Genomic DNA, 24,952 nt, shown 5'->3' on the forward strand with positions numbered 1-24,952 from the left:
TGGCGCCGGGCGGGGGAGCGGCGACGGCCGCCGCGCCGGGCGGCGGCGGGTAGGGCAGGGCGGTGTCGAAGATCAGCCCGCCATCGGCGGCGCTCAGCCGCAGCCTGGTGCCGTGCTCCAGCGGCAGGGCGGCGGCGAGGGCGTGCAGCGTGGCGTAGTCGCCCTGGCGCAGCGCCGGATGCGCCGCCAGCGCGGTCAGCTCGGCGCGCAGGCTGAGCGCCTGGCGCTCCACCGCGAAGGCCAGCTCCTGCGCCGTCTCGCGCGCCTCCGCGCTGAGATGGCCGCGCTCCGCCTCCGCCATGCGGCCGGCGATGTGCCCGGCCAGGCCCCAGACGGGCAGCAGCGCCGCCAGGGCCAGGATCAGCAGGTGCTGCCGGACCGTCGGACCGCGTTCCGGGGCCCGTCGGCTCATGCCCGGGCGGCTCGCTGGCGGAAGGGGAGCATCATGCCTCTCCATGCGCCCTGGCCCGCCGCCGCACAAGGGGCGCGCGGGGGCGCGGGCGGGCGCAGAATGGCATGCCGCATGGCGCGGCCAAGACGGAAAAGGGGGGGCTCAGAGCCCCCCCTGGCGGTCGCGGCGGCTGGCCGCCTCAGTCGGCGTACTGGCCGGCGGCCTGGATCACCGGGCGCCACTTGGCGATGTCGGCCTGCCAGAAGGCGCGGTGCGCCTCCGGCGTCGCCTGGTCCTGCGGCACCGGGGCGGTGCCGAGATCGGCGAAGCGCTGCACCAGCCGCTCGTCGCGCAGCGCCGCCTGCAGCGCGCGGGAGAGGCGGGTGTTGACCTCGGCCGGCGTGCCCTTGGGCGAGTAGAGGCCGTGCCACACCGTCACCTCCATGCCCGGCAGCCCGGCCTCGTTGGCGGTCGGCAGCTCGGGCAGGGAGGGCAGGCGCTCGGCGGTGGTGACGGCGAAGGCGCGCACCGCGCCGGCGCGGATATGGCTGGTGGTGTTGGTGGTCTGGTCGCACATCAGGTCGACCGTGCCGGCGATCAGGTCGGTCATCGCCGGGCCGGTGCCGCGATAGGGCACGGTGGTCATCGGCGCGTCGATCGCCTTCTGCAGCAGCAGGCCGCAGAGATGGCTGGCGGCGCCGATGCCGGCATTGGCGTAGTTGATCCGCGTGGTGTCGCGCCGCACCAGCGCCGCCAGCTCGGCCAGGTTGTTGGCCGGGAAGTCCTTGCGGGCGATGATCGTCATCGGCACCGCGGTCACCAGACCGATCGTCTCGAACCCGCCCACCGGGTCGTAGGAGAGGCGGCGGTAGAGCGTCGGCGTGGTGCCCATGCCGATATGGTGCAGCAGCAGGGTGTAGCCATCCGGCCGCGCCTGGGCGACGCGCGCCGCGCCCAGCGTGCCGCCGGCGCCGCCGACATTCTCCACCACCACCGGCTGGCCGAGGTCGCGCGACATCACCTCGGCCACCAGCCGGGTCACGGTGTCGGTCGGGCCGCCGGCGGCGAAGGGCACCACGATGGTGATGTTGCGGCTGGGGAAGGCCTGGGCCGCGGCCTGCCGGGCCGGCAGCAGGGCAAGGGCCGAACCGGCCAGGGCAAGGGCGGGCGCGGCCAGGAGGGACAGGGCGCGGCGACGGAGCATGTGGACGGATTCTCCCGGTTCGATATCGTTCCAGGTATCTCTCCGCGGCCCTCGTCCTGCCGTCAACAGGAAAGCGCGGGGCCGGTTCCGGCCGGGGGCGTCCGCTCCCCCATTAAAAGATCGAGGGGGCTCCGCCCCCTCGAACACCTCTCCATCCCTCCATTGGGCAGGGGACAGGATCCCCAGCCCCCGCTTGGCCTTCAGCTATCCATCTTCAGGGCGGCGATGAAGGCACTCTGCGGGATCTCGACCTTGCCGAATTGCCGCATGCGCTTCTTGCCCTCCTTCTGCTTCTCGAGGAGCTTGCGCTTGCGGCTGATGTCACCGCCATAGCACTTGGCGGTGACGTCCTTCGACATGGCGGAGATGGTCTCGCGCGCGATGACGCGCCCGCCGATCGCCGCCTGGATGGGGATCTTGAAGAGCTGGCGGGGGATCAGCTCCTTCAGCTTCTCGCAGATTGAGCGGCCACGGCGCTCGGCCTGGCTGCGATGCGCCATGAAGGACAGCGCATCCACCGGCTCGTTGTTCACCAGGATGGAGATCTTCACGAGGTCGCCCTCGTCATAGCCGTCCATCTGGTAGTCGAAGGAGGCGTAGCCGCGGCTGACCGACTTCAGCCGGTCGTAGAAGTCGAACACCACCTCGTTCAGCGGCAGGCGATAGACCGCCATGGCGCGGTTGCCGACATAGGTCAGCTCCACCTGCTGGCCGCGCCGCTCCGAGCAGAGCGTCAGGATCGAGCCCAGATGCTCGTCCGGCACCATGATCGTCGCCTTGATCCAGGGCTCCTGGATGCTCTCGATCATGGTCGGGTCCGGCATGTCGGCCGGGTTGTGCAGGTCGAAGGTCTCGCCCTTGTTGTTCGTCAGCTTGTAGACGACGGAGGGGGCGGTCGCGATCAGGTCGAGGTCGAACTCGCGCGAGAGGCGCTCCTGGATGATCTCCAGGTGCAGCAGGCCCAGGAAGCCGCAGCGGAAGCCGAAGCCCAGCGCCGCCGAGCTCTCCGCCTCGAAATGGAACGACGCGTCGTTCAGCCGCAGCTTGCCGAGGCTGTCGCGCAGCTTCTCGAAATCGTCGGCATCGACCGGGTAGAGGCCGCACCAGACCACCGGGATCGAGGGCTTGAAGCCCGGCAGCGGCTCGGCCGCCGGGTTGCGGTCATCGGTGATGGTGTCGCCGACATTGGTCTCGGCCACCGTCTTGATGGCGGCGTTCAGGTAGCCCATCTCGCCCGGGCCGAGGTGGTCGACGGGCGTCATCTTCGGGCGGAAGACGCCGACGCTGTCCACCGTCTGGGTGGTGCCCTCGGCCATGAAGCGGATCTTCTGGCCCTTGCGGATGGTGCCGTCCTTCACCCGGATCAGGATGATGACGCCGAGATACGGGTCGTACCAGCTGTCCACCAGCAGCGCCTTCAGCGGCGCGTTGGGGTCGCCCTCGGGCGCCGGCAGGCGGGTGACGATGGCCTCCAGCACCCCCTCGATGTTCAGCCCGGACTTGGCCGAGATCTCCACCGCGTCCGAGGCGTCGAGGCCGATGACATCCTCGATCTGCTGCTTCACCCGCTCCGGCTCGGCCGCCGGCAGGTCGATCTTGTTCAGCACGGGCACGATCTCATGCCCGGCGTCGATCGCCTGGTAGACGTTCGCGAGCGTCTGCGCCTCGACCCCCTGGGAAGCGTCGACCACGAGGAGAGACCCCTCGCAGGCGGCGAGGGAGCGGCTCACCTCATAGGCGAAGTCGACATGGCCCGGCGTGTCCATCAGGTTCAGGACATAGTCCTGGCCGTCCTTGGCCTTGTAGTCGAGCCGGACGGAGGCCGCCTTGATGGTGATGCCGCGCTCCTGCTCCAGCTCCATGCTGTCGAGCATCTGCTCCTTCATCTCGCGCGCCGAGATGGCGCCCGTCGCCTGGATCAGCCGGTCGGCGAGCGTCGACTTGCCGTGGTCAATATGGGCGATGATGGAGAAGTTGCGGATACGGGACAGGGGGGTGTTGGTCATCGAGCTTCCGGCGGCCGTAAAGGGGCGGCGGGGGAGGCGAGCCCGCCGCGCCGCAAGCACATAGGGCAAGCGGCGGCGGAATCAAAGCGGAAGGGCGATGGGCAAGGGCAGCAGCAGGGAAAGGGTTCTTTTTTGAAAAAAAAGAACCAAAAAACTTTTGTCAGTTGGCGTCCCGCTTCAGGCCTGAGGCGGGACGCCAACTGAAAGAAAGTCTTTTTGCTTCTTTTTCTTCAGAAAAAGAAGATGCTGAAAAAAAGGCCGGGTCCCTGGGGACCCGGCCCTTCATCCTTACTCCGCGGCGACCCGCAGCACCGGGTTGGCCAGGCGCTGGTAGAGGGCGACGTAATCCTCCGCCATGCGGCGGGCGGTGAAGCGCTGCTCGAAGCGGGCGCGCACCGCGGCGCGGGGCAGCGACTTCAGCCGCGGCACGGCGGCGATGGCCTCGGCCATGCTGTCCACCGCGAAGCCGGTCACGCCCTCGTCGATCACCTCGGGCACCGAGCCGTGGCGGAAGGCGATCACCGGGGCGCCGCAGGCCATCGCCTCGATCATCACCAGGCCGAAGGGCTCCGGCCAGTCGATCGGGGTCAGCAGGCCGATGGCGTTGGCCAGGAAGCCGCGCTTCTGCGTCTCGTCGATCTCGCCGATGAACTCGACCAGCGGATGCGCCAGCATCGGCTTGATCTGGTTCTCGAAATAATCGACGTCCACCCGGTCCACCTTGGCCGCGATCTTCAGCTTGGTGTTGGTGGCGATGGCGATCTCGATGGCGCGGTCCACCCGCTTCTCCGGCGCGATGCGGCCGAGGAAGGCGAGGTAGCCGGGCTCGGCCCCGTCGATCGGGGTCAGCAGGCGCTCCGGCAGGCCGTGATAGACGGTGCCCGCCCAGTTCGCCTGCGGCAGCGGCCGGCGCTGGTCGTTCGAGATCGAGACCACCGGCGCCTGGTTGAAGGTGTCGAACACCGGCTGCAGCTCCGGCAGGTCCAGCCGGCCGTGCAGCGTGGTGACGAAGGGCACGCTCTGCCGCGAGAAGAGCGGGAAGGGCAGGTAGTCCAGATGGAAATGCAGCAGGTCGAACTCGTGCCGGCGGCGGTAGACCTGCTCCAGCATCAGCGTCAGCGGCGCATTGGCGTCGCGCACCGAGGGGTCGAGCCGCAGCGCCTTGGCGCAGCCCGGCACCAGCGTCGCCTGGGTGATGGAATCGCCGCTGGCGAACAGCGTCACCTCATGGCCGAGCGCCACCAGCTCCTCGGTGATGTAGGAGACGATCCGCTCGGTGCCGCCATACAGCTTCGGCGGGACGGCCTCCGTCAGGGGGGCGATCTGGGCGATACGCATCGGGCTCAGGCCTCCGTTGCTGTCCATGGCCTGACACTCGCAGCGGATTGAGGTCTCACGCGGGCAAACTTCGCCACGATTTCGTCTTGATGCGGGTGTTCTCTCTCCAACAACGCGGATGCGGCGTGATCTCACGCGCATGTGCACCGGAGACGAAGGAGGCGACCCGCCCCATGCAGCCTGCCCCGCAGCCTGTCAGCCACCCCAGCGAGGATCAGGCCGGGATTGCCGCGGCCGGCGCGGCCATGCCCGTGGCCGCCGCGTCCCGGCAGCAGCGCCAGGCGGAGGAGGCCGCGCTGCTGCGCCTGGCCCGCCGCCCGGTGGGCTTCCTGTTCCGCCATATCCGCCCCTGGGGCGGCAGCCACGCGGCGGTGATGCTGGCGGTGCTGGGCGCGGTGGCCTGCTCGGTCGGCTCCAACTACGCGGTGAAGCACCTGATCGACACGCTCTCGGGCGGGCCGGCCACTGCCAATGCCACGCTGGTCTGGACCGCCTTCGCCATCCTGGCCGGCATCATCGCGGCCGACAATCTGCTCTGGCGCGTCGGCGGCTGGATCGCGGCGGACCGCTTCCCGCGCGTCACCGCCTCGATGCGGGCCGAGCTGTTCCGCCACCTTTCCGGCCACTCCCCGGGTTTCTTCGCCAACCGCTCGGCCGGCACGCTGGCGGCGCGGATCAGCGCCACCGGCACGGCGGGCTTCACCGTGCTGCAGAACTTCACCTGGCACACCGTGCCGCCGGCCGTCGCGGTGACGCTGGCCATCGCCTTCCTGGCCAGCGTCGACCCGATCATGGCGGGCTGCCTGGTCGTGGTGGCCGGTGCCCTGGCCGTCGGTGTCGCCTGGCTCGGCCGCAAGGGCGAGAAGCTGCATGACGGCTTCGCCTCCCGCGCCGCCGCGGTGGACGGGCAACTGGTGGACGTGGTGCAGAACTTCTCCCTGGTGCGCGCCTTCGGCGCCTTCGGGCGGGAGGCGCAGCGCCTCGACAGCGCGCTGGCCGCCGAGAGCGCCGCCCGCCGCACCAGCCTGCGCTACCTGGAGAAGCTGCGCCTGGTGCATGGCGTGGCCACCGCCATCCTGACCGCCATGCTGCTGGGCTGGGTGGTGCATCTGTGGCAGCTGGGCCGCGCCACCACCGGCGACATCGTGCTGGTCTGCACCCTCGGCTTCACCATCCTGCACGCCTCCCGCGACCTGGCGATGGCGCTTGTCGACCTCACCCAGTACATCGCCCGCATGCGCGAGGCGCTGGTCGCCCTGCTGGTGCCGCACGACCTGCCGGATGCCGAGGACGCGCACGCCCTGGCGGCCAAGGGCGGCCATGTGGTGTTCCGCGACGTCACCTTCCGCTACCCCTCGGCGCCGGAGGGCGCGGCGCCGGTGCTGCGCGGGCTGGAGCTCGACATCCAGCCGGGCCAGAAGGTCGGCGTGGTCGGCCGCTCCGGCGCCGGCAAGTCCACCCTGCTGACCCTGCTGCAGCGCCATGCCGCGCCGCAGGGCGGTGCGGTCACCATCGACGGCCAGGACATCGCCGAGGCGACCCGCGAAAGCCTGTCCGACATGATCGCGGTCGTGCCGCAGGATGTGGCTCTGTTCCACCGCACCGTGCTGGAGAACATCCGCTACGCCCGCCCCGACGCCACCGATGAGGAGGTGCTGGCCGCCGCCGAGGCCGCCCGCTGCCGCGACTTCATCGAGGCGCTGCCGGAGGGCTTCGACACCATCGTGGGCGACCGTGGCGCCAAGCTCTCGGGTGGCCAGCGCCAGCGCCTGGCGATCGCGCGGGCCCTGCTGAAGAACGCGCCGATCCTGCTGCTGGACGAGGCGACCTCCGCCCTCGACTCGGAGTCGGAGGCCGAGGTGCAGAAGGCGCTGGACGGGCTGATGCAGGGCCGCACCGTGATCGCGGTGGCCCACCGCCTGGCGACGCTGACCAATTTCGACCGCATCGTGGTCATGGAAGGCGGCCAGGTGATCCAGGACGGCTCGCCCGACATGCTGATGCGCCGTCCCGGCCCCTATCAGGAGATGGTGCGCCGCCAGTCGGAGGCGCTGCAGGTCGCGGCCTGAAGCGGAAAGGGTTCTTTTTTGTAAAAAAGAACCAAAAAACTTTTATCCGTTGGCGTCCCGCTTCAGGCTTGAGGCGGGACACCAAACTGAAAGAAGTCTTTTTGCTTCTTTTTCTTCAGAAAAAGAAGATTCTTAGACTTTTTCTGGCAACTGCTTCGCCAGCCGCTTGGCCAGCCAGTATCCCACCAGGCCGCCGATCGGCGCCGCGGGCAGCACCAGCACCCAGCCGGCATGCACCGAATTGACCACGAGGCCGAGGCCGATGCCGAGCATCAGCCCGCCGACGAGGCTGCCCATCACCCCCGCCGTCAGCCCCAGCACCAGAATTTCCGAGCGTGTCACCATGGGGAATCCGAGTAGGCAGGTCGCGCGGGTTTGACAAGCGCCCTGGCACGGCGCTAAAGCCGCGCTCCCTTCCGGGAAAGCGGGTTCAGGCACGTCCTGCGCCCCGCCCTTGGCATGCCCGCCTTGGGACTACCGGGACAAACGCAGCAGCATCCGGCCTGAAGGCTGGGGCGCTTAACAAGAAGGAGCCCGCGGCATGACCAAGCGCGCGGAAAGCAAGTACAAGATCAATCGCCGTCTCGGCGTGAACCTGTGGGGCCGCGCCAAGTCCCCGGTCGCCAAGCGCGAGTACGGCCCCGGCCAGCACGGCCAGCGCCGCAAGCAGAAGCCGACCGACTTCGGCGTGCAGCTGATGGCCAAGCAGAAGCTCAAGGGCTACTACGGCAACATCGGCGAGAAGCAGTTCCGCAAGTATTATGAGGAGGCCGTGCGCCGCAAGGGCGACACCTCCGAGAACCTGATCGAGCTGCTGGAGCGCCGCCTGGACGCCGTGGTCTATCGCCTGAAGCTGGCGGTGACCCCCTTCGCCGCGCGCCAGTTCGTCAACCATGGCCACATCACGGTCAATGGCAAGCGCGTGAACATCCCCTCCTACCTGGTGCGTGACAACGACGTCATCGAGGTCAAGGAGAAGTCGAAGCAGCTCGTCGCCGTGCTCGACGCCGCCCAGTCCGGCGAGCGCGAGGTGCCCGAGTATCTCGAGATCGACCACCGCCAGATGAAGGGCCGCTTCCTGCGCGCGCCCAAGCTCTCCGACGTGCCCTATCCGGTGCAGATGGAGCCGAACCTGGTCATCGAGTTCTACTCGCGCTGATCCCGGCGGCGGGGGTCTTCCCCGCCGGCCCGCGAACGAAGCCAGGCCCCCCGGGCCTGGCTTTTTTTGTGGCCAGAGCCCAGCCTGGGCCGCCCCTGCCTGGCAACCGCGGCGGCCCGCCGGTGTTGGTGCAGGCCGACCACCAGGATCCCTCCATGACCACCGACCAGCTGATCGTCTCCGGCCTCACCCTCCTGGCGCTGGTGGGCTTCGTGCTGCAGCCGGTGCGCTATGATGTGGTGGCGCTGCTGCTGCTGCTGCTGCTGGCGCTGGTGGTGTGCGGCCAGGTGGCGCCGGAGCAGGCCTTCCTGGGCTTCGCCGAGCCCGCCGTCACCACCGTCGCCGCCGTGCTGGCGATCAGCCGCGGCCTGCAATCGGCTGGCACGGTGGATCTGCTGCTGCGCCGGCTGGGCGGCATGCGCGGCCGGCCGGGGCTACAGGTCACGGCGCAGACCGGGCTCTGCGCCGGCTTCTCCGCCTTCATGAACAATGTGGGCGCGCTGGCGCTGTTCATGCCGGTGGCGCTGCGCAACGCCTACCGCGAGGGCTACGCCCCCTCCCGCGCGCTGATGCCGCTGGCCTTCGGCTCGGTGCTGGGCGGCATGGTGACGCTGATCGGCACGCCCCCCAACCTGATCATCTCCGCCATCCGGCGGGAGCAGACCGATCTCGGCCCCTATGCGCTGTTCGACTTCGCCTGGGTCGGGCTGCCCATCGCGCTGCTCGGCATCGGCTACCTGGTGGTGGCGCGGCGGCTGCTGCCGGACAAGAGCGGCAAGGCGGCCGAGATCGACGCCGGCAACTATGTGGCCGAGGCGCGGCTCGGCCCGAAGAGCCGCGCCATCGGCCTCTCGGTGCGCGGGCTGGAGGCGCTGGGGGAGGGCGATGTCACCGTGGTCGGCCTGTTCCGCGGCCCCAACCGCACCCTGGCGCCGCCGGGCGAGGCGCGGCTGCGCGAGGGCGACACGCTGCTGCTGGAGGGCAGCGCCGAGGCGCTGCGCAGCCTGGTCGAGGCCGCCGCCCTGTCGCTGAGCGCGCCGCCGGACCCCGAGGGCGAGGCGGTGGAGGAGGGCGCCGCCTCGGGCATTCGCGCCCTGGTCGCCGATGATGTGGACGCGGTGGAGGCGATCATCCGCCCCGGCTCGCCGCTGATCGGCCGCTCGCCCGGCGAGCTGCGGCTGCGCAGCCAGCACGGGCTGAACCTGCTGGCGGTGTCCCGCCAGGGGCGGCGCGTGGCCGACCGCATGGCCGAGATCGTGCTGCGTGGCGGCGACGTGGTGCTGGTGCAGGCGCAGCGCGACAAGCGGGCCGAGGCGTTCCAGGCCCTCTCCCTGCTGCCGCTGGCCGAGCGCGGCGTGGTGCTGGGCCGGCCGCAGCAGGCCTGGCTGGCCGGGCTGCTGTTCCTGGCCGGCATCCTGGCCGTGCTGTTCGAGCTGGCGCCGGCGCATATCGCCTTCTCGGGCGTGCTGGTGGCGATGCTGATCTGCCGCGTGCTGAAGCCGGACGAGGCCTATGCGGCGATCGACTGGCCGGTGATCGTGCTGCTCGGCGCGCTGTTCCCGCTCGGCCAGGCGATGGAGACCAGCGGCACCATCCGGCTGCTGGTGGACAGCCTCTCCGGCCCCGCCGCCGCGCTGCCCGCCTGGGCGCTGATCGGCGCCATCCTGCTGGCCTGCATGCTGCTGTCCGAGATCATGGCCAACAACGCCACCGTGCTGCTGATGGCGCCGATCGCCCTCGGCCTCGGCCCCGCCGCCGGGCTGCCGGCGGATGCCATGCTGATGGCGGTGTGCATCGGCACCTCCTGCACCTTCCTCAGCCCGATCGGCCACCAGTCCAACACGCTGGTGATGGAGCCGGGCGGCTACCGATTCTCCGACTATCCGCGCCTTGGCACGCCGCTGGCGCTGCTCTGCCTGCTGGTCGGCACGCCGCTGATCCTGCTGTTCTGGGGCTGACGCGCCGCCCCCTGGTCGCGCGCCCCCGCCCGGCCTAGCCTCGGCCGGTTGGGGAAGGGAACGAGACGTGCCGGGATGGCTGGAAGTGCTGCGCCGCATCGGCGCGCTGGCGGCGCCGACGACGCTGATCGCGCTGTTGCAGGCGCTGGCCCAGCTGGCCGAGACGGTGCTGGCCGCCCGCCAGGGCACCGCGGCGCTGGCCGGCTGGGCGGTGGTGCTGCCCTTCGCGCTGCTGCTGCAGCAGACCTCGACCGGCGCCATGGGCGGTGGCGTGGCCGCCGCCATTGCCCGGGCGCTTGGCGGCGGCCGGCGGGAGGAGGCCTCCGCCCTGGTGCTGCACGCGCTGCTGATCGCGGTCGGCTTCGCGCTGCTCTTCGCCCTGCCGCTGGCGATCTTCCCCGCTGCCATCCTGGGCGCCATCGGCGGCGAGGCGGCGGCCAGCGCCGCGGCGCTCTACTGCGCCTGGCTGTTCGGCGCCGGGGCGCTGCCGGTCTGGCTGGCCAACACCCTGGCCTCGGTGCTGCGCGGCGGCGGGCAGCACGCGCTGGCGGCGCGGGTGCTGACGCTGGCCTGGATCCTCTATCCCCTCCTGGCCTGGCTGCTGGCCGAGCCGGTGGGGCTGGGCCTGGCCGGGCTCGGCATCGGCTTCGCCGCGGTGTTCTGGGGGGCGGCGCTGGTGCTGGCGCGGCAGGTGCTGGGGGGCGGCGCCGGCTTCCTGCCGCGGCTGCGCGCCCGGCCGCAGGCGCTGCTGTTCCGCCGCATCCTCTCGGTCGGGCTGGTGGCCTGCGTGCTGGCCTGCATCGCCAACGCGACGACGCTGGTGGTGACGCGCCAGCTCGCCGCCTATGGCCCCGTGGCGGTGGCGGCCTATGGCATCTCGGCGCGGCTGGAGTTCCTGACCGTGCCGCTGGTCTTCGGCGTCGGCTCGGCGCTGACGGCGCTGGTGGGGCGCGCCGCCGGCGCCGGGCAATGGGCGCTGGCGCGGCGCACCGCCTGGGCGGGGGGCCTCATGGCGCTGCTGCTGGCGGGGGTGGCGGGGCTGGCGGTCGGGCTGATGCCCGGCGGCTTCGCCCGGCTGTTCACCGCCGACCCGGCGGTGCAGGCGCTGGCGGCGCTGGCGCTGTCCTATACCGGCCCGGCCTTCGGCGGCTTCGGCCTCGGCATGGCGCTCTACTTCGCCTCCATGGGGGCGGGGCGGATGCAATGGCCGGTGGCCGCCGCCCTGTCCCGCTTCGGCATCGCGACGCTCGGCGGCGCGGCGCTGGCCGGGGCGGGGGGGATGGGCATGGAGGGGCATTTCCTCGGTGTGGCGCTGGGCATCACCGCCTATGGGCTGGTCACCGCCGCCTCGGTCCGCCCGGGGGTGTGGCGGGAGCGGGCGGCCTGAGGCGTCAGACCCTGTGCCTCAGGCGGGCGCGCGCAGCCGGCGGCGCTGCCAGGCCATGGCCAGCACCACCGCCACCAGCGCGCCCGAGGCCAGTGCCACCACCAGATTGAAATCCCGCCCCGCCGTGTTGGCGTAGAGGATGGCGATCAGCGCCCAGGCCACGGCGGCGGCGTACCAGAGCGCGCCGCGCGCCGCCCAGAGCACACCCAGCGTCAGCCCGCCGGCGGCCAGCAGGATCAGCACCGCCGCCACGGTGTTGCCGACGCCGCTCGGCGGAAAGGCGCCGCTGACCATCGCCGCGCCGGCGATGTTGGCGAAGGTGGCGACCGAGACCCAGCCGGCCAGCATGCCCACCAGCGGGTGGATCAGCCAGCGCTGCACCCGCCCGTCGCGCGGCAGCCGCAGTTCGACGAAGAAGGCGGTGAGGGCGGCCGCCAGGACGCAGAGGATCACCAGCACAAGGTGCCAGCCATTCTCGGTCAGCTGGCTCAGCACCATCCACAGGATGGAAAAGCCGAAGGCGGCGGCCAGCGGCCAGCCGAGGCGCCGCGCCGCCAGCGAATCGCGGCCCGCCGGCAGCGCCTGCCAGATGCCCCAGGCGATGCTGAGCGCGAAGAGCAGCCCCCAGATGGAGAAGGCATAGCCCTGCGGCACCACGGGGGTCTGGCTGCGCGCCGACATCTCGGCCTGGGTGTGGCCGATGCCGAGCAGCGGCGCCATCGCCCCCACCAGCGGCTGCGCCAGCGGCAGCACGAGGTTGAGCACGGTGCGGAGCTTGTCGCTGGTCATGCGGAATTCTTCCCCTGGCTGCCCGGTCAACGGCTGGCGGGGCGCCGGGTTGTCCACCGCGCCCCGCCCAGCCAAGGCTGCGGCATAGGTGGGCGGCGGCCCGGCCACGCGCAAGAAAAAAGCCGGGGCGCTGCCGCCCCGGCCTGGTCGTCACGTCCCGCTCGGGCCGGCCGGTTCAGGCGGCGGCCTGGTGCGGGATGCCCTTCTCGTCCAGCAGGGCGGTCAGCTCGCCATTCTGGAACATCTCCAGGATGATGTCGCAGCCGCCGACGAACTCGCCCTTCACATAGAGCTGGGGGATGGTCGGCCAGTTGGTGAAGGCCTTGATGCCCTCGCGGATCTCCATGTCCTCCAGCACGTTCACGCCCTTGAAGGGCACGCCGACATGGGACAGCACCTGCACCACGCGGGCCGAGAAGCCGCATTGCGGGAAGACCGGTGTGCCCTTCATGTAGAGGACCACCGGGTTCTCGGTGATCTCGGCCTGGATACGCTCGAAGACGGGGTTGCTCATCGGGGTCATCCTTCAGGGGGCGGAGGTCTGCAGGGCCAGGGCGTGCAGCGCGCCGCCCATCCGCCCCTGCAATGCCGCATAGACCATCTGGTGCTGCTGCACGCGGGAACGGCCGCGGAACGCCTCGGAGACGACGGTGGCGGCGTAGTGGTCGCCATCCCCCGCCAGATCCTCGATCGTCACCTGGGCGTCGGGCAGGGCCGCCTTGATCAGGGCTTCGATTTCGGCCGCGGGCATCGCCATGGTGGATTCTCCTGTCCGGACCTTACTGCGCCATCAACTCGGGCAGGAAGCGCTCATGCGCCGCCCGCAGATCAGCGACGGAGATGGTGACGGCGCCCTGCACCACCAAGTCCCCCCCACCGCTGCGGCCAAGCTTCATGGCCGGCACGCCGGCGGCGCGGGCGGCCTCGATCAGCGCCGCGCCGTCGCGCACGGCGACGACATAGCGGCCCTGATCCTCGCCATACCAGAAGGCATGGGCGGGCAGGCCGGCCGGCGCCGGGTCGAGCGTCGCGCCGACGCCGCCTTCCATCGCCATCTCGGCCAGCGCCACCAGCAGGCCGCCATCGGCGACGTCGTGGCAGGCCAGCACCGTGCCGTCCTGGATGCGGGCGCGGACGAAATCGCCATTGCGGCGCTCGGCGGCGAGGTCGACGGGCGGGGGCGCGCCCTCCTCGCGGCCGGCGATCTCGCGCAGCCAGAGGGACTGGCCGAGCCAGCCGGCGGTCTCGCCCAGCAGCACGAGGTCCTGGCCCTCGCGCAGGCCATAGCCCACGGCCTTGGCCGCATCCTCGATCACGCCCACCGCGCCGATGGCCGGGGTGGGCAGGATGCCCTTGCCCTCGGTCTCATTGTAGAGAGAGACATTGCCGGAGACGACGGGGAAGTCGAGCGCGGTGCAGGCGCTGGCCATGCCGCGCACGGCGGCGGCGAACTGGCCCATGATCTCCGGCTTCTCGGGGTTGCCGAAATTCATGTTGTCGGTGATCGCCAGCGGCAGGGCGCCGGTCGCGGTGATGTTGCGCCAGGCCTCGGCCACCGCCTGGCGGCCGCCTTCCTCGGGGTCGGCCACGCAGTAGCGCGGGGTGCAGTCGGTGGTCATGGCCAGCGCGCGCTGGCTGTCCTCCAGCCGGACGATGGCGGCGTCCGCCGCACCCGGGCGCTTGACCGTCTGGCCGCCCACCGTGCTGTCATACTGGTCCCAGATCCAGCGGCGGGAGCAGAGGTCGGGGCTGCCCACCAGGGTCAGCAGCGCCGCCTGCAGCCCGGCCGGGTCGGCCACCGTGGCCGCGTCCAGCACGGGCTGCTTCGGCGTCTCGGCCGTCGGGCGGTGGTAGAGGGGGGCCTCGCTCTCCAGCGGCGCCAGCGGGATGTCGGCCTCCAGCGCGCCATGGTGGCGGATGACGATGCGGCCGGTGTCGGTCAGATGGCCGATGACGGCGAAATCCAGCTCCCATTTGCGGAAGATCGCCTCGGCCACATGCTCCTGGCCGGGCTTCAGGATCATCAGCATGCGCTCCTGGCTCTCGGAGAGCATCATCTCATAGGCGGACATGCCCGCCTCGCGCTGGGGGACCTTCTCCATGTCCAGCTCGATGCCGACGCCGCCCTTGCCCGCCATCTCGACGCTGGAGGAGGTGAGGCCGGCAGCCCCCATGTCCTGGATGGCGACGATGACGTCGGTCGCCATCAGCTCCATGCAGGCCTCGATCAGCAGCTTTTCGGCGTAGGGGTCGCCGACCTGCACGGTCGGGCGCTTCTCCTCCGAATCGGCGCTGAACTCGGCGGAGGACATGGTGGCGCCGTGGATGCCGTCGCGCCCGGTCTTGGAGCCGACATAGACCACGGGGTTGCCCACCCCCGCCGCCGCACTCAGAAAAATACGGTCGCGCGGGGCGATGCCGACGGTCATGGCGTTGACCAGCGGGTTGCCATTGTAGGAGGGGTGGAAATTGACCTCGCCGCCCACGGTGGGCACGCCCACGCAATTGCCATAGCCGCCGATGCCCCGCACCACACCGTCGAGGATGCGGCGGGTCTTCGGATGGTCCGGCGCGCCGAAGCGCAGCGCGTTCAGGTTGGCGATGGGCCGCGCGCCCATGGTGAAGACATCGCGGAGAATGCCGCCCACGCCGGTGGCCGCGCCCTGATAGGGCTCGATGAAGCTCGGGTGGTTGTGGCTTTCCATCTTGAAGATGGCGGCCAGCCCCTCGCCAATGTCGATGACGCCGGCATTCTCGCCCGGCCCGTGGATCACCCAGGGCGCCTTGGTCGGCAGCTGCCGCAGCCAGACCCGGCTGGATTTGTAGGAGCAATGCTCCGACCACATCACCGAGAAGATGCCGAGCTCGGTGAGGGAGGGGGTGCGGCCGAGGATGGCCAGGACGCGCTCGAACTCATCCGGCTTGAGGCCGAACTCGGCGGCGAGCTGCTGGGCGCGGGCGGGGGCGAGGAGGGCGGGCGTGGGGTCCGACATGAGCGGCTTTTCGGCAGGGATGGGCCGCTTGTCCAGAGGAAGCATCGTCATGGCCACCCCAACCGGGTTGCACGACTGATCCGCGCCCGCCCGGCAGCGGCGCGGTGCAGTCCTTGCAGGCTGCGCAGCCTTTCTTTCAGGGCGCCGCGCCGGCCCCAGGGGGCGGTGTGGGGCGCCGGAATGGCGATGCGGGCGAGGGTTTCGGACAAAAGCGGATCGGGCAGCAGCCAGGGCGGGCCGGGCAGCGCCGCGCGCAGGCCGAGGCGGCGGATCAGCTAAACGAAATACCTTCTTCGATAGAATTGCTTTTCTTTACATTGCAGGGTTTGCATAGAAGTTGATAATTTTCCCATGTGGTATGACCCCCTTTCGAAAACGGTATTACATGATCTCCTTGCAAAACTCTGATTCCTTTGGGGCCTCTAAACAACTTTCTGCACATTGGACAAATAAATCCTTCGAGTTCTCTATTGTAGTGCATTCGATAATAATAATCTTTCCATTGTGCAGGAAAGAGGCGGGATGTGGGCTCACACGTGGTGAGCCCTGGTGGGTGTCTAAGAGACAATTTTTTTAATGGCCTCAACAGCTTTGTCGCACTGCGTTTTTTGGCCTTTTTTTCCTGTCCAACGTCCTTTCGGCTCGGGGTAGCCTTCGGTTCCTAAAAGATGCCGTCCTGCCTCCCGAGGATTTTGTATGAAGCGGCTAATCTGAATCCAATGATCGTCATTTAAATCGTCTCTGGTTAATTCAAGTTCAGTAAGGGCAGCAATCACAAGGGAAAGTTGTCTATATTTTTCAATGCTTAGATTTGGTATTTTTTCGTTCAACACAATCTTAATCCAATAACAAAAGTTTCCAAATAAAACATCATCTATTTGATGGCAATAAGGAAGTATTTGAGGGGTCTTTGTTTCTTGTTCTTGATACTGTAAATGGGCACAAAAAACGTCAAGAGCTTCTTCAATAGTTCCTCGAAAAGCAATTTTGAGATAAGATGTATTTTTTAGTATTGAATCAAGTTCATCTCGACATATGGCAGTCAAAAACCACAAAAACATATGAGATGGAGTTTGGCCTTTAGTTCTATCTTTTTCTTCCCACCAATCTTTCCAGCATTCCTTGGCATCTGGGTCTCGATCCCAGGGATTTTTTAATCCCATAGACGCCACGCGTGCTATCATGCGCTTAGCTGATTCTGAATCAGAATCGTAAATTCCAGCAAGGCGAATGAAATTTACTGCTTTTGACTGACTGTAATAAGCCAATCTGATGTCTTGCCCAGTGAGCGGCGTTCCCCCTTCGTTGATTCTACGGAAAACCTCCAATTTTGCACTGAGATTCATTGATCTTGGAAGATAAATTATAGTAAGAGGGTAGTCGTAGAAAATAGATCTTAAATCTTTTGCCAATTCGGAATGAGTTTTTCCTGCGTATTCTATTGAAGCGGGTACGAGATAATTTACATCTTCTGCTTTGCAGAGTCTAAATTTGTCTTGAGAGAATTCTTGCAAAGTTGTCAATCTCTGTTGCCCGTCGACAACTTCGCTTTTTCCTACGCCAGACTCTGAGAAAAAAAATGCAGGAACGGTAAGATTATTTAATATTGATTCAATAAAAAGAGATTTTTTCTCTAAACTCCATTGCCCCGAATCTCTTTGATAGTCCGGAATGAAGACTCTTTCTTCTTTCATTCTATTGAGTACAGTTTCTACGCTTTCATTCTGAGATCGAGTTGGATCGCGTACCAATGGAATGGACTGCTCATCTTGCTCAACCGTAACCGACATGATGCTTCCTTTTTGTAAAAAAGTGATTTTGAAACGATTTTGAATTGGTGTCGATATGTTTCAGCTGGGGGTAATGAAAAAGACCCAGCTCTTTCGAACTGGGCCGCATCAGTGTTGTGTGTTTGAATGCAAAATCTTGCTTTCAAACCCCCTCAAACACCCCAGCAATGCTCTCAAAGAGAGGCAGCCCATCCGTCCCGCCCATCAGCGGGTCCACCAGATCCTCCGGGTGGGGCATCATGCCCAGGATGCGGCGGTTCTCGCTCAGGATGCCGGCGATGTTGTCGCGCGCGCCGTTGCGGTTGGCCTCCGGCGTCGCCTGGCCGCTGGCATCGACATAGCGGAAGGCCACGCGCGCCTCGCCCTGCAGCCGCGCCAGGGTCTCGTCATCGCAGAAGTAGTTGCCATCGCCATGCGCCATCGGCGCGCGATAGGTCTCGCCGCGCTGCCACCGGCTGGTGAAGGGGCTGTCGCTGGTCTCCACCCGCAGATGGCAGTCCATGGAGAGGAAGCGCAGGCTGGCATTGCGCAGCAGCGCGCCCGGCAGCAGCCCGGCCTCGGTCAGGATCTGGAAGCCGTTGCAGACGCCCAGGACATGCCCGCCCTTGGCCGCGAACTCGGCGACGGCCGGCATGATGGGGGAGCGGGCGGCCATGGCGCCGCAGCGCAGATAGTCGCCATGGGAGAAGCCGCCGGGCAGCACCACCAGGTCGGTGCCGGCGGGCAGGCTGGTCTCCTGGTGGAACAGGATGGTGGGCTTCCGCCCCGTCGCCTTGTGCAGCGCGATCGCCATGTCGCGCTCGCGGTTGGTGCCGGGGAAGAGGAGGATGACGGCGTTCATGCAACGGGCCCCGGAGGCTGGAGGGGAGGGGGTGGGGAAAGCGGCGCGGTCACTGCAGCCAGACGCGAATCCAGTGCAGCCCGCCCATCAGCAGGATGGTGGCCACCGAGGCCAGCGCCGCGGCGGTGATCCAGAGGTCGAGCCGCGCCTTGCCGCGGGCCAGCAGCCCGGGCTTGCGGGCGCGGCCGCGCGGCGATGCGGCCGCCACCTGGGGCAGGCGCTCCTGCCGCCAGCGCAGCCCCATGCCGATCAGCAGGGTCAGCACCAGCATCAGCAGCAGGGAGGCCTTGACCATGGCGGCAGCGCTCCGGCGGGGTGGGGGGTCGGGCCGGCCTCAGGCCAGTTCGACGCGGAAGCTCTCGATCACGGTGTTGGCCAGCAGCTTGCGGGCCATGTCCTCGGCCTGGGCGCGGGCCTTGTCCGGGTCGGTCTCCGAGAGCTCAAGCTCGATGATCTTGCCGGTCCGCACCTCGCCCACCGCGGCGAAGCCGAGGGTGGAGAGGGCATGCTCGATGGCCTTGCCCTGGGGGTCGAGGACGCCGTTCTTCGGCATGACGGTCACACGCGCCTTCACTGCATCACCTCCGGGCCCTTCATGTCACGGATGCCGGCCTCCGGCAGGATGCCGAGGCGGCGGGCCACTTCCTGATAGCCTTCCTCGACCTTGCCCAGGTCGCGGCGGAAGCGGTCCTTGTCCATCTTCTCGCCCGTGTTCACGTCCCACAGGCGGCAATTGTCCGGGCTGATCTCGTCGGCGAGGACGATGCGCATCTCGTCATTCTCGTAGAGACGCCCGAATTCCAGCTTGAAATCGACCAGCACGATGCCGACGCCGAGGAACAGGCCGGAGAGGAAATCGTTCACGCGCAGCGCGAGGGCCACCATGTCGTCCAGATCCTGGGTGGAGGCCCAGCCGAAGCAGGTGATGTGCTCCTCGGACACCATGGGGTCCTGCAGCGCGTCGTTCTTGTAGTAGTATTCGACGATCGAGCGCGGCAGGCGGGTGCCTTCCTGCAGCCCGAGCCGGGTGGCGAGCGAGCCGGCCGCGACATTGCGCACGACGAGTTCGAGCGGGATGATCTCCACCTCGCGGATCAGCTGCTCGCGCATGTTCAGGCGGCGGATGAAATGGGTGGGGACGCCGATCTCGCCCAGGCGGGTCATCAGGTATTCGCTGATGCGGTTGTTCAGCACGCCTTTGCCGGTGATGATGCCCTTCTTGGCACCGTTGCCGGCGGAGGCGTCGTCCTTGAAATACTGCACGAGCGTGCCGGGCTCCGGCCCCTCGAACAGGACCTTCGCCTTGCCTTCATAGAGCTGCCGGCGTCGCGCCATGATCCACTGATCCCTCTGGCCGCCGGAAAGGGGGGCGGCATCGTCCGCGCGCGTATAGCAGGCAGGGGCCAGCGTCGCCACCGCTCATGGGCGCATGGCGGGTGCGCGGAAGAGTCTTCTTTTTCTAAAGAAAAAGAAGCAAAAAGACTTTCTTTCAGTTTGGCGTCCCACATCAGGCCATAGGCGGGACGCCAAACTGACAAAAGTTTTTTGGTCCTTTTTTTCTAAAAAAGGACGCCTTTCTTCTTATCTTTTACCCGTCGATCGTCACGCCGGTGATGCGCACCATCTCCGCCCAGCGCGCGACCTCCTGGCGCTGGAACTCGGCGAAGGCGGCCGGCGGCAGCGGGTCCAGGGTGAAGCCGGCGGTGGTCAGGCGGGTGCCGATCTCCGGCTCGGCCAGGGCCTGGAGCATGGCGTCGGCGATGCGCTGCACGGACTCGGCCGGGGTGCCGGCGGGGGCGAACAGGCCGAACCAGGCATCCACCGCCAGATAGGGCGCGCCGGCCTCGGCCGCGGTGGGCACGTTGGGGAAGGCGGCCAGCCGCGCCGGCGCGCCGATCTCCAGCGCGCGGAGCTGCCCGTCGCGCACCAGCCCGGCGACCGAGGGGAAGGTGGCGACGTAGAAATCGACGATGCCCGCCACCGTGTCGGTCGCCGCCGGGGCGGCGCCGCGATAGGGGACGTGGGTGGCGTCCATCTTCTCGCGCCGGACCATCGTCTCGGCGATCACATGGCTGGCCGAGCCGGCCTGGGAGGAGGCGTAGGTCAGCCGCCCGGCCCGGCCGCGCGCGATCAACTCGGCGAGCGTCGTGGAGGGCGAATTGCCCGGCACCACCAGCGCGTGGTGCACGGTGGCCAGCTTGGCCACGGGGGCGAAGCTGTCCACCACATGATAGGGCAGGCGGGGCATCATCGCCTGGTTGCTGGCATGGGTCTGGTTGTGGCCGAGCAGGATGGTGTTGCCATCCGGCGCGCTGCGCGCCGCCGCCTCGGTGCCGATGACGCCGCCGGCGCCGGCGCGGTTGTCCACCACCACCGGGCGGCCCAGGCTGTGCTGGGCGCGGTCGGCGAGGCCACGGGCCAGGATGTCGGTGGACCCGCCGGGCGGCGCCGGCACGATGATGCGCAGCGGCTGGGCGGGTTGCGCCAGGGCCGGCCGCGCCAGCGTGGCGGCGGCCAGGCCGGCTTGCAGCAGGGTGCGGCGTTGCATGGCGGTTTCCTCTCCCATTGGCGGTTGCCATGCTCCTTCCCATGACCTGCGGCGGCCGCCAAGGGGGAGGCGCGCCGACCCCGCGCCCGGTCAGGCGGCGCGGAGCTGGGCCAGGAAGCCGTCGATCGCCTCGGACAGCCGTGCGGCCTCCTGGGTGAGGCCGGTGGAGACCTGCAGCACCTCTCCGGCGGTCTGGCCGGAGGCCTCGGCAGCTCCGCTGACCTGGGCGATGTTGCTGTTGACCGCGGCGGTGCCGGCCGCGGCCTCCTGCACGTTGCGGGCGATCTCCTGCGTCGCGGCGCCCTGCTGCTCGACGGCGGCGGCGACGATGGTGGCGATCTCATGCACCTGCCCGATCACCTGGCCGACGCCGCGGATGGTCTCGGCGGTGGATTGGGTGACGCCCTGCATCTCGCTCACCTGGCTGGCGATCTCGTCGGTGGCGCGGGCGGTCTGCACGGCCAGGCTCTTCACCTCGGAGGCGACGACGGCGAAGCCCTTGCCGGCATCGCCGGCGCGTGCCGCCTCGATCGTGGCGTTCAGCGCCAGCAGGTTGGTGCGGGCGGCGATGTCGGAGATCAGCCGCACCACGTCGCCGATCCGCTCGGCCGAGGCGATCAGCCCGACCACCTTGCCATTCGCCGCCTCGGCCGCGGCGACGGCGCGGGTGGCGATGCCGGAGGCGTTCTGCATCTGGGTGGCGATGTCGCGCACCGAGGCGGAGAGTTCCTCGGTGGCGGCGGCCACGGTCTGCACATTGCCGCTGGCCTCGGCCGAGGCGGTGGCGACGGCGCCGGCCCGTTCGCTGGTGGTGCCAGCGGAGGCCGACATCTGCCGCGCCGTGCCGGTCATCTGCCGCGCCGCCCCATCGATCTGCCGCGCAATGGCCTTGATGCGGCTTTCGATCTCGTCGGCCATGCGGCGCATGGTGGCGATTCGCTCATGCTCGGCGCGGGCCTGCTCGGCGGCCTCCTTCTCGCGCGCGGCGGCCAGGTCGTCCTGCATGCGGCGCAGCGCCACGGCCAGGGTGCCGACCTCGTCCTGCTGCGTCACCTCCAGCCGCTGGTCCAGCCGGCCGGCGGCGATGCCCTGGGCGAAGCCGACGCAGGCCCGCACCGGGCGGGCGATGCCGCGCGCCACCAGCCACATCATCAGCACGCCCAGCAGCGTCACCGCCACGCCGGCGGCGGCCTGCCACAGCGTGCTGCGGCTGGCATTGCCGGCCAGCTCTCCGGCCAGAGTGGTGGCTTCGGCCATGGCCACGGCGCGCGGCACCTGCACCAGCACCGACCAGGCGCCGCTCTCGCCCATCCGCACCGGGGCGAAGGCGCGCAGCATGTCGGTGGCGGGCGCCAGGGCGACGCTGGCGCGGCCCTCGCGCAGCGTGGCCAGGTCGCGCGCCCAGTCCGGGCTCTCGCCGGAGAAGCTGCGGCCGACCAGGTCGGGCCGGGCGCTGTGGCCGGCCACCAGCCCCATATGGCTCAGGATCACCACCTGGCCGCGGCCGGCATAGAGGTCGCGGCTGGCCTCCTCGGCCAGGCGCTGCACGAAGGCGAGGTCGAAATCCGCCCCGGCGACGCCGAGGAAGCGGCCGCCGGCGCGGATCGGCACCGAGAGGGTGGCGAGGAAGACCGAGCGCCCCTGCACCACATAGGGCAGCGGGTCGAGCACGCTCTCGCGCCCGGTGGATTTGGGGCCGAGATACCAGCCGCCCTTCGCCACTCCGTTCGGGTGCAGCGCCTCGCTGTCGTATTCGACCAGCGGCTGCAGCGCGATCCGCCCGCCCTGGCCGCGGGTCCAGTAGGGCAGGAAGCGGCCGGTGGCGTCGGAGCCGGCCTCGGCGCGGCCGCGATAGGCGGTGTCGCGCCCGTCCAGCGCCTCCGGCTCCCAGGCGGTGTAGGTGCCGTTGAAGCGCGGCTCGCGCTCCAGCACATTGCGCAGGATGGCGTTGATCTGGCCGCGCCGCGCCTCGGGCGGCGCCGCCTCCGGCCCGCTGGCCAGCACGGCGAAGCTGGTGGCCATGTTGCGCGCCGCGTTCAGCGCGCCGTGGAACTCCATGCCCAGCTCGCCCGCCTTCTGCGCCGCCAGGCTGGCCAGGAAGCGCCGCCCGTTCTCCTCCAGCAGCCCGCCCACCTTCTCGTCCACCATGGCGTTGGTACGGGTGGTGGCGACGATGCCGAAGCCGCCGAGCAGCCCCGCGGTGCCCAGCAGGCAAAGTCCGGCGAGCAGGATGATCTTGGTCTGGACAGATTTCAGCTGAAGCATCGTGCCGTGGCTCTCCGGCGCCCTCGCTGAAGCGCGGAGCGGTGCCACCAGCAGAGCCGCGGAGGCCTTATCCCCGAGTTTATCCTGTGTCTCAGAAAGCCGGCTCAGGCGGTCTCCAGCTTCTCCTGCAGCTCCAGCCATTCCTCTTCCAGGGCGGCCACCTGCTTGGCGATGGCGCCCTGGCGCTGGCTGGCCCAGGCGATGTCCTCGGCCTTGAAGCGGGCATAGGTGTCGGGGTCGCCGAGCTTCTTCTCCAGCAGCGCGGCCTCCTTCTGCAGCCTGGCCATCTCCGCCTCGACCTTGGCGACGCGGCTGCGCAGCGGCGCCAGGGCCTGGCGGTTCTCGGCCCGCTCGCGCCGCTCGTCGCGGCGGGTCGGGCTGGTGTCGGCGGCCCCGCCGCGCGCGGCGCGGGCACGCTCGGCCAGCAGGGCGCGGTAGTCGTCGAGATCGCCCTCGAAGGGCGTCACCTTGCCATCGCCCACCAGCCAGAGCCGGTCGGCCGCCAGCGTCACCAGATGCGGGTCGTGGGTGATCAGCACCACGGCGCCGCCGAAGCCGGCCAGCGCCTTCACCAGCGCCTCGCGCGCGTCGATGTCGAGGTGGTTGGTCGGCTCGTCGAGGATCAGCAGGTGCGGCGCGTCGCGGGTGCAGAGCGCCAGCAGCAGCCGCGCCTTCTCGCCGCCCGACAGGCCGGAGAGGGTGGTGGTCGCCCGCTCCTCGTCCAGGCCGAAGCGGGCGAGCTGGGCGCGGCACTGCGTCTCGGTCGCCTTGGCCCCCAGCGCCGCCTGCATGTGGGAGAGCGGGGTGCCGGCCATGTCCAGCTCCTCCGCCTGGTGCTGGGCGAAGTAGCCGACCTTCAGCCGCCGGTCGCGATGGGTGTGGCCGCCCATGGGCTCGAGCCGCCCGGCCAGCAGCTTGGCCAGCGTCGACTTGCCATTGCCATTGGCGCCCAGCAGGGCGATGCGGTCCTCCTGGTCCAGCCGCAGCTCCAGCCCGCGCAGGATCGGCCGCCCGTCATAGCCCACATCGACGCGGGAGAGGGAGAGGATGGGCGGCGCCAGCTCGGCCGGCTCGGGGAAGGCGAAGCGGGTGGGGGCGTCCTCCACCACCGTCTCGATGACCGGCAGCTTCTCCAGCGCCTTCAGCCGGGACTGCGCCTGGCGCGCCTTGGTGGCCTTGGCGCGGAAGCGGTCGACGAAGGACTGCATATGCGCCCGCTGCGCCGCCACCTTCTCGCTCTGCGCCTGAAGCTGCGCCGCGCGCTCGGTGCGGATGCGGACGAAATTGTCGTAGCCGCCGGGGTAGAGGGCGAGCTTCAGCCGGTCGAGATGCGCGATGGCGTCGACGCAGCGCTCCAGCAGGCCGCGGTCGTGGCTGATGACGATGGCCGCGCCGGGGAAGCGGGTCAGCCAGCCCTCCAGCCACAGCGTCGCCTCCAGGTCCAGGTGGTTGGTCGGCTCGTCCAGCAGCAGCAGGTCGGGCTCGATGAACAGCGCCTGGGCCAGCGCCACGCGCATGCGCCAGCCGCCGGAGAACTCGCCCACCGGCCGCGCCTGCGCCGCCGCGTCGAAGCCGAGCCCCGACAGCACGGTGGCGGCGCGCGAGGGCGCGCTGTCGGCGCGGATGGCGATCAGCCGCTCATGGATCTCGCCGAGCCGCGCGCCATCCGTCTCGGTCTCCAGCGCCGCCAGCAGCCGGGCGCGCTCGGTGTCGGCGGCCAGCACGGTGTCGAGCAGGTTGGCGCTGCCGGCCGGCGCCTCCTGCGCCACATGCGTCATGCGGGCGCGCGAGGCCAGGCGGATCTCGCCGCCATCGGCCTGGATCTCGCCGGTGATGGCGCGGAACAGGGTGGACTTGCCCGCCCCGTTGCGCCCGACCAGGCCGATCTTGCGGCCGGGCTCGACGGCCAGCTCGGCGCCCTCCAGCAGCGGGCGGCCGGCGATGCGGATGGTCAGGTCACGGATGGCGAGCACGGTCATGCCCCGCATGTAGGGCAGAAGCGGGGGCGGCGGGAAGCGTGCAGCGGGCGGGGCAGGGGCGCCCGGCCGGTGCGGGGCCTGTCACTCTCCGTCACGCGGCGGCCGCGCCATCCGCCCTGGCGGCGCCCGGCCCCCGGCCCTAGGTTGCCCGGGCTGACCGGACGCCGCCCGATGACCCCTTCGCCCGCCGAGACCCCGCCCCGCTGATGCCGCTCTCCGCCGCCACACCGATGCT

22 protein-coding genes are annotated in these 24,952 nt (G+C 69.2%); 4 read left to right on the plus strand and 18 right to left on the minus strand.

Translation table 11 applies throughout. The features are described 5' to 3' along the window. From HMPREF0731_RS25175 to HMPREF0731_RS08510, 4 genes are all read right to left on the minus strand, one after another. The coding region (locus tag HMPREF0731_RS25175) for a hypothetical protein (protein ID WP_007003670.1) at positions 1-412 on the minus strand (412 nt) is incomplete at its 3' end. Positions 413-590: 178 nt separating this feature from the next. Then, positions 591-1,595, minus strand: a complete 1,005-nt coding sequence (locus HMPREF0731_RS08500) for a tripartite tricarboxylate transporter substrate-binding protein (protein ID WP_007003671.1) — start codon at positions 1,593-1,595, stop codon at positions 591-593. 200 nt (positions 1,596-1,795) lie between these two features. Continuing rightward, positions 1,796-3,601, minus strand: a complete 1,806-nt coding sequence (lepA, locus tag HMPREF0731_RS08505; protein WP_007003672.1) for a translation elongation factor 4 — start codon at positions 3,599-3,601, stop codon at positions 1,796-1,798. Between the two features lie 288 nt (positions 3,602-3,889). Continuing rightward, on the minus strand, positions 3,890-4,939 hold the full coding sequence (locus HMPREF0731_RS08510; RefSeq protein WP_040612571.1) for a glycosyltransferase family 4 protein: 1,050 nt from the start codon (positions 4,937-4,939) through the stop codon (positions 3,890-3,892). 173 nt (positions 4,940-5,112) lie between these two features. On the opposite strand from HMPREF0731_RS08510, the gene HMPREF0731_RS08515 reads away from it, so the two are divergent. Then, positions 5,113-7,008, plus strand: a complete 1,896-nt coding sequence (locus tag HMPREF0731_RS08515) for an ABC transporter ATP-binding protein (RefSeq protein WP_007003676.1) — start codon at positions 5,113-5,115, stop codon at positions 7,006-7,008. A gap of 132 nt (positions 7,009-7,140) precedes the next feature. On the opposite strand, the gene HMPREF0731_RS08520 is transcribed toward HMPREF0731_RS08515, so the two are convergent. Then, on the minus strand, positions 7,141-7,353 hold the full coding sequence (locus HMPREF0731_RS08520; protein ID WP_007003677.1) for a hypothetical protein: 213 nt from the start codon (positions 7,351-7,353) through the stop codon (positions 7,141-7,143). Between the two features lie 196 nt (positions 7,354-7,549). Between HMPREF0731_RS08520 and rpsD the strand changes: the two genes are divergently transcribed. The 3 genes from rpsD (at position 7,550) to HMPREF0731_RS08535 (ending at position 11,512) form a co-directional block, all read left to right on the plus strand. Then, positions 7,550-8,167 carry a 30S ribosomal protein S4 gene (rpsD, locus tag HMPREF0731_RS08525; protein ID WP_007003678.1) on the plus strand — a complete coding sequence of 206 codons (618 nt, stop codon included), beginning with the start codon at positions 7,550-7,552 and terminating at the stop codon, positions 8,165-8,167. A 155-nt stretch (positions 8,168-8,322) separates the two neighbouring features. After that, complete coding sequence (locus HMPREF0731_RS08530) at positions 8,323-10,125, plus strand: SLC13 family permease (RefSeq protein ID WP_040612573.1); 1,803 nt, start codon at positions 8,323-8,325, stop codon at positions 10,123-10,125. 67 nt (positions 10,126-10,192) lie between these two features. Then, entirely contained in the window at positions 10,193-11,512 is a 1,320-nt protein-coding gene (locus HMPREF0731_RS08535) for an MATE family efflux transporter (RefSeq protein ID WP_007003680.1), read from the plus strand. Between the two features lie 18 nt (positions 11,513-11,530). On the opposite strand, the gene HMPREF0731_RS08540 is transcribed toward HMPREF0731_RS08535, so the two are convergent. The 13 genes from HMPREF0731_RS08540 to HMPREF0731_RS08590 all read right to left on the minus strand — a co-directional run bounded on the left by HMPREF0731_RS08540 (position 11,531) and on the right by HMPREF0731_RS08590 (position 24,717). Further along, entirely contained in the window at positions 11,531-12,301 is a 771-nt protein-coding gene (locus HMPREF0731_RS08540; RefSeq protein WP_157136018.1) for a hypothetical protein, read from the minus strand. 175 nt (positions 12,302-12,476) lie between these two features. Next, entirely contained in the window at positions 12,477-12,815 is a 339-nt protein-coding gene (gene grxD / locus HMPREF0731_RS08545) for a Grx4 family monothiol glutaredoxin (protein WP_040612575.1), read from the minus strand. A gap of 12 nt (positions 12,816-12,827) precedes the next feature. Then, on the minus strand, positions 12,828-13,058 hold the full coding sequence (locus HMPREF0731_RS08550) for a BolA family protein (protein ID WP_007003683.1): 231 nt from the start codon (positions 13,056-13,058) through the stop codon (positions 12,828-12,830). A gap of 22 nt (positions 13,059-13,080) precedes the next feature. Next, positions 13,081-15,294 carry a phosphoribosylformylglycinamidine synthase subunit PurL gene (gene purL, locus HMPREF0731_RS08555; RefSeq protein WP_051014718.1) on the minus strand — a complete coding sequence of 738 codons (2,214 nt, stop codon included), beginning with the start codon at positions 15,292-15,294 and terminating at the stop codon, positions 13,081-13,083. Between the two features lie 271 nt (positions 15,295-15,565). Further along, positions 15,566-15,775 carry an HNH endonuclease gene (locus HMPREF0731_RS26495; RefSeq protein WP_083854474.1) on the minus strand — a complete coding sequence of 70 codons (210 nt, stop codon included), beginning with the start codon at positions 15,773-15,775 and terminating at the stop codon, positions 15,566-15,568. Between the two features lie 76 nt (positions 15,776-15,851). Then, the gene (locus HMPREF0731_RS23660; RefSeq protein ID WP_007003686.1) at positions 15,852-17,084 is read right to left on the minus strand and encodes a DUF262 domain-containing protein; all 1,233 of its coding nucleotides are present in this window, start codon (positions 17,082-17,084) and stop codon (positions 15,852-15,854) included. Positions 17,085-17,226: 142 nt separating this feature from the next. After that, the gene (gene purQ, locus HMPREF0731_RS08560) at positions 17,227-17,925 is read right to left on the minus strand and encodes a phosphoribosylformylglycinamidine synthase subunit PurQ (RefSeq protein ID WP_007003688.1); all 699 of its coding nucleotides are present in this window, start codon (positions 17,923-17,925) and stop codon (positions 17,227-17,229) included. 49 nt (positions 17,926-17,974) lie between these two features. Then, positions 17,975-18,220 carry a hypothetical protein gene (locus tag HMPREF0731_RS08565; protein WP_007003689.1) on the minus strand — a complete coding sequence of 82 codons (246 nt, stop codon included), beginning with the start codon at positions 18,218-18,220 and terminating at the stop codon, positions 17,975-17,977. Positions 18,221-18,259: 39 nt separating this feature from the next. Further along, positions 18,260-18,499 (minus strand): phosphoribosylformylglycinamidine synthase subunit PurS, encoded by a 240-nt coding sequence (gene purS / locus HMPREF0731_RS08570; protein ID WP_007003690.1) that lies wholly within the window; start codon positions 18,497-18,499, stop codon positions 18,260-18,262. Beyond that, positions 18,496-19,260, minus strand: a complete 765-nt coding sequence (purC, locus tag HMPREF0731_RS08575) for a phosphoribosylaminoimidazolesuccinocarboxamide synthase (protein WP_040612577.1) — start codon at positions 19,258-19,260, stop codon at positions 18,496-18,498. Before purC ends, purS begins: the two co-directional genes overlap by 4 nt. A gap of 253 nt (positions 19,261-19,513) precedes the next feature. After that, positions 19,514-20,473: a Bug family tripartite tricarboxylate transporter substrate binding protein gene (locus HMPREF0731_RS08580; RefSeq protein WP_040612579.1), complete on the minus strand. Its 960-nt coding sequence runs from the start codon at positions 20,471-20,473 to the stop codon at positions 19,514-19,516. Between the two features lie 90 nt (positions 20,474-20,563). Then, on the minus strand, positions 20,564-22,738 hold the full coding sequence (locus HMPREF0731_RS26360; RefSeq protein ID WP_007003693.1) for a methyl-accepting chemotaxis protein: 2,175 nt from the start codon (positions 22,736-22,738) through the stop codon (positions 20,564-20,566). Positions 22,739-22,842: 104 nt separating this feature from the next. Continuing rightward, positions 22,843-24,717 carry an ABC-F family ATP-binding cassette domain-containing protein gene (locus HMPREF0731_RS08590; RefSeq protein WP_040612580.1) on the minus strand — a complete coding sequence of 625 codons (1,875 nt, stop codon included), beginning with the start codon at positions 24,715-24,717 and terminating at the stop codon, positions 22,843-22,845. Between the last annotated feature and the right edge of the window lie 235 nt (positions 24,718-24,952).

Origin of the sequence: Pseudoroseomonas cervicalis ATCC 49957 (assembly GCF_000164635.1) — a bacterium.
Taxonomy (GTDB): Bacteria; Pseudomonadota; Alphaproteobacteria; order Acetobacterales; family Acetobacteraceae; genus Pseudoroseomonas; species Pseudoroseomonas cervicalis.

Excerpts from the sequence above, each read along its gene's own strand:
- HMPREF0731_RS08510 (WP_040612571.1), bottom strand. The coding sequence starts at position 4,939 with ATGCGTATCGCCCAGATCGCCCCCCTGACGGAGGCCGTCCCGCCGAAG.
- HMPREF0731_RS08580 (WP_040612579.1), bottom strand. The coding sequence starts at position 20,473 with ATGCAACGCCGCACCCTGCTGCAAGCCGGCCTGGCCGCCGCCACGCTG.
- rpsD (WP_007003678.1), top strand. The coding sequence starts at position 7,550 with ATGACCAAGCGCGCGGAAAGCAAGTACAAGATCAATCGCCGTCTCGGC.
- HMPREF0731_RS08500 (WP_007003671.1), bottom strand. The coding sequence starts at position 1,595 with ATGCTCCGTCGCCGCGCCCTGTCCCTCCTGGCCGCGCCCGCCCTTGCC.
- HMPREF0731_RS08515 (WP_007003676.1), top strand. The coding sequence starts at position 5,113 with ATGCAGCCTGCCCCGCAGCCTGTCAGCCACCCCAGCGAGGATCAGGCC.
- purQ (WP_007003688.1), bottom strand. The coding sequence starts at position 17,925 with ATGAACGCCGTCATCCTCCTCTTCCCCGGCACCAACCGCGAGCGCGAC.
- lepA (WP_007003672.1), bottom strand. The coding sequence starts at position 3,601 with ATGACCAACACCCCCCTGTCCCGTATCCGCAACTTCTCCATCATCGCC.
- purC (WP_040612577.1), bottom strand. The coding sequence starts at position 19,260 with ATGGCGCGACGCCGGCAGCTCTATGAAGGCAAGGCGAAGGTCCTGTTC.
- HMPREF0731_RS08550 (WP_007003683.1), bottom strand. The coding sequence starts at position 13,058 with ATGGCGATGCCCGCGGCCGAAATCGAAGCCCTGATCAAGGCGGCCCTG.
- HMPREF0731_RS08530 (WP_040612573.1), top strand. The coding sequence starts at position 8,323 with ATGACCACCGACCAGCTGATCGTCTCCGGCCTCACCCTCCTGGCGCTG.
- HMPREF0731_RS08540 (WP_157136018.1), bottom strand. The coding sequence starts at position 12,301 with ATGACCAGCGACAAGCTCCGCACCGTGCTCAACCTCGTGCTGCCGCTG.
- HMPREF0731_RS26360 (WP_007003693.1), bottom strand. The coding sequence starts at position 22,738 with ATGCTTCAGCTGAAATCTGTCCAGACCAAGATCATCCTGCTCGCCGGA.
- HMPREF0731_RS26495 (WP_083854474.1), bottom strand. The coding sequence starts at position 15,775 with ATGCACTACAATAGAGAACTCGAAGGATTTATTTGTCCAATGTGCAGA.
- grxD (WP_040612575.1), bottom strand. The coding sequence starts at position 12,815 with ATGAGCAACCCCGTCTTCGAGCGTATCCAGGCCGAGATCACCGAGAAC.
- HMPREF0731_RS23660 (WP_007003686.1), bottom strand. The coding sequence starts at position 17,084 with ATGTCGGTTACGGTTGAGCAAGATGAGCAGTCCATTCCATTGGTACGC.
- HMPREF0731_RS08590 (WP_040612580.1), bottom strand. The coding sequence starts at position 24,717 with ATGACCGTGCTCGCCATCCGTGACCTGACCATCCGCATCGCCGGCCGC.
- HMPREF0731_RS08520 (WP_007003677.1), bottom strand. The coding sequence starts at position 7,353 with ATGGTGACACGCTCGGAAATTCTGGTGCTGGGGCTGACGGCGGGGGTG.
- purL (WP_051014718.1), bottom strand. The coding sequence starts at position 15,294 with ATGTCGGACCCCACGCCCGCCCTCCTCGCCCCCGCCCGCGCCCAGCAG.
- HMPREF0731_RS08565 (WP_007003689.1), bottom strand. The coding sequence starts at position 18,220 with ATGGTCAAGGCCTCCCTGCTGCTGATGCTGGTGCTGACCCTGCTGATC.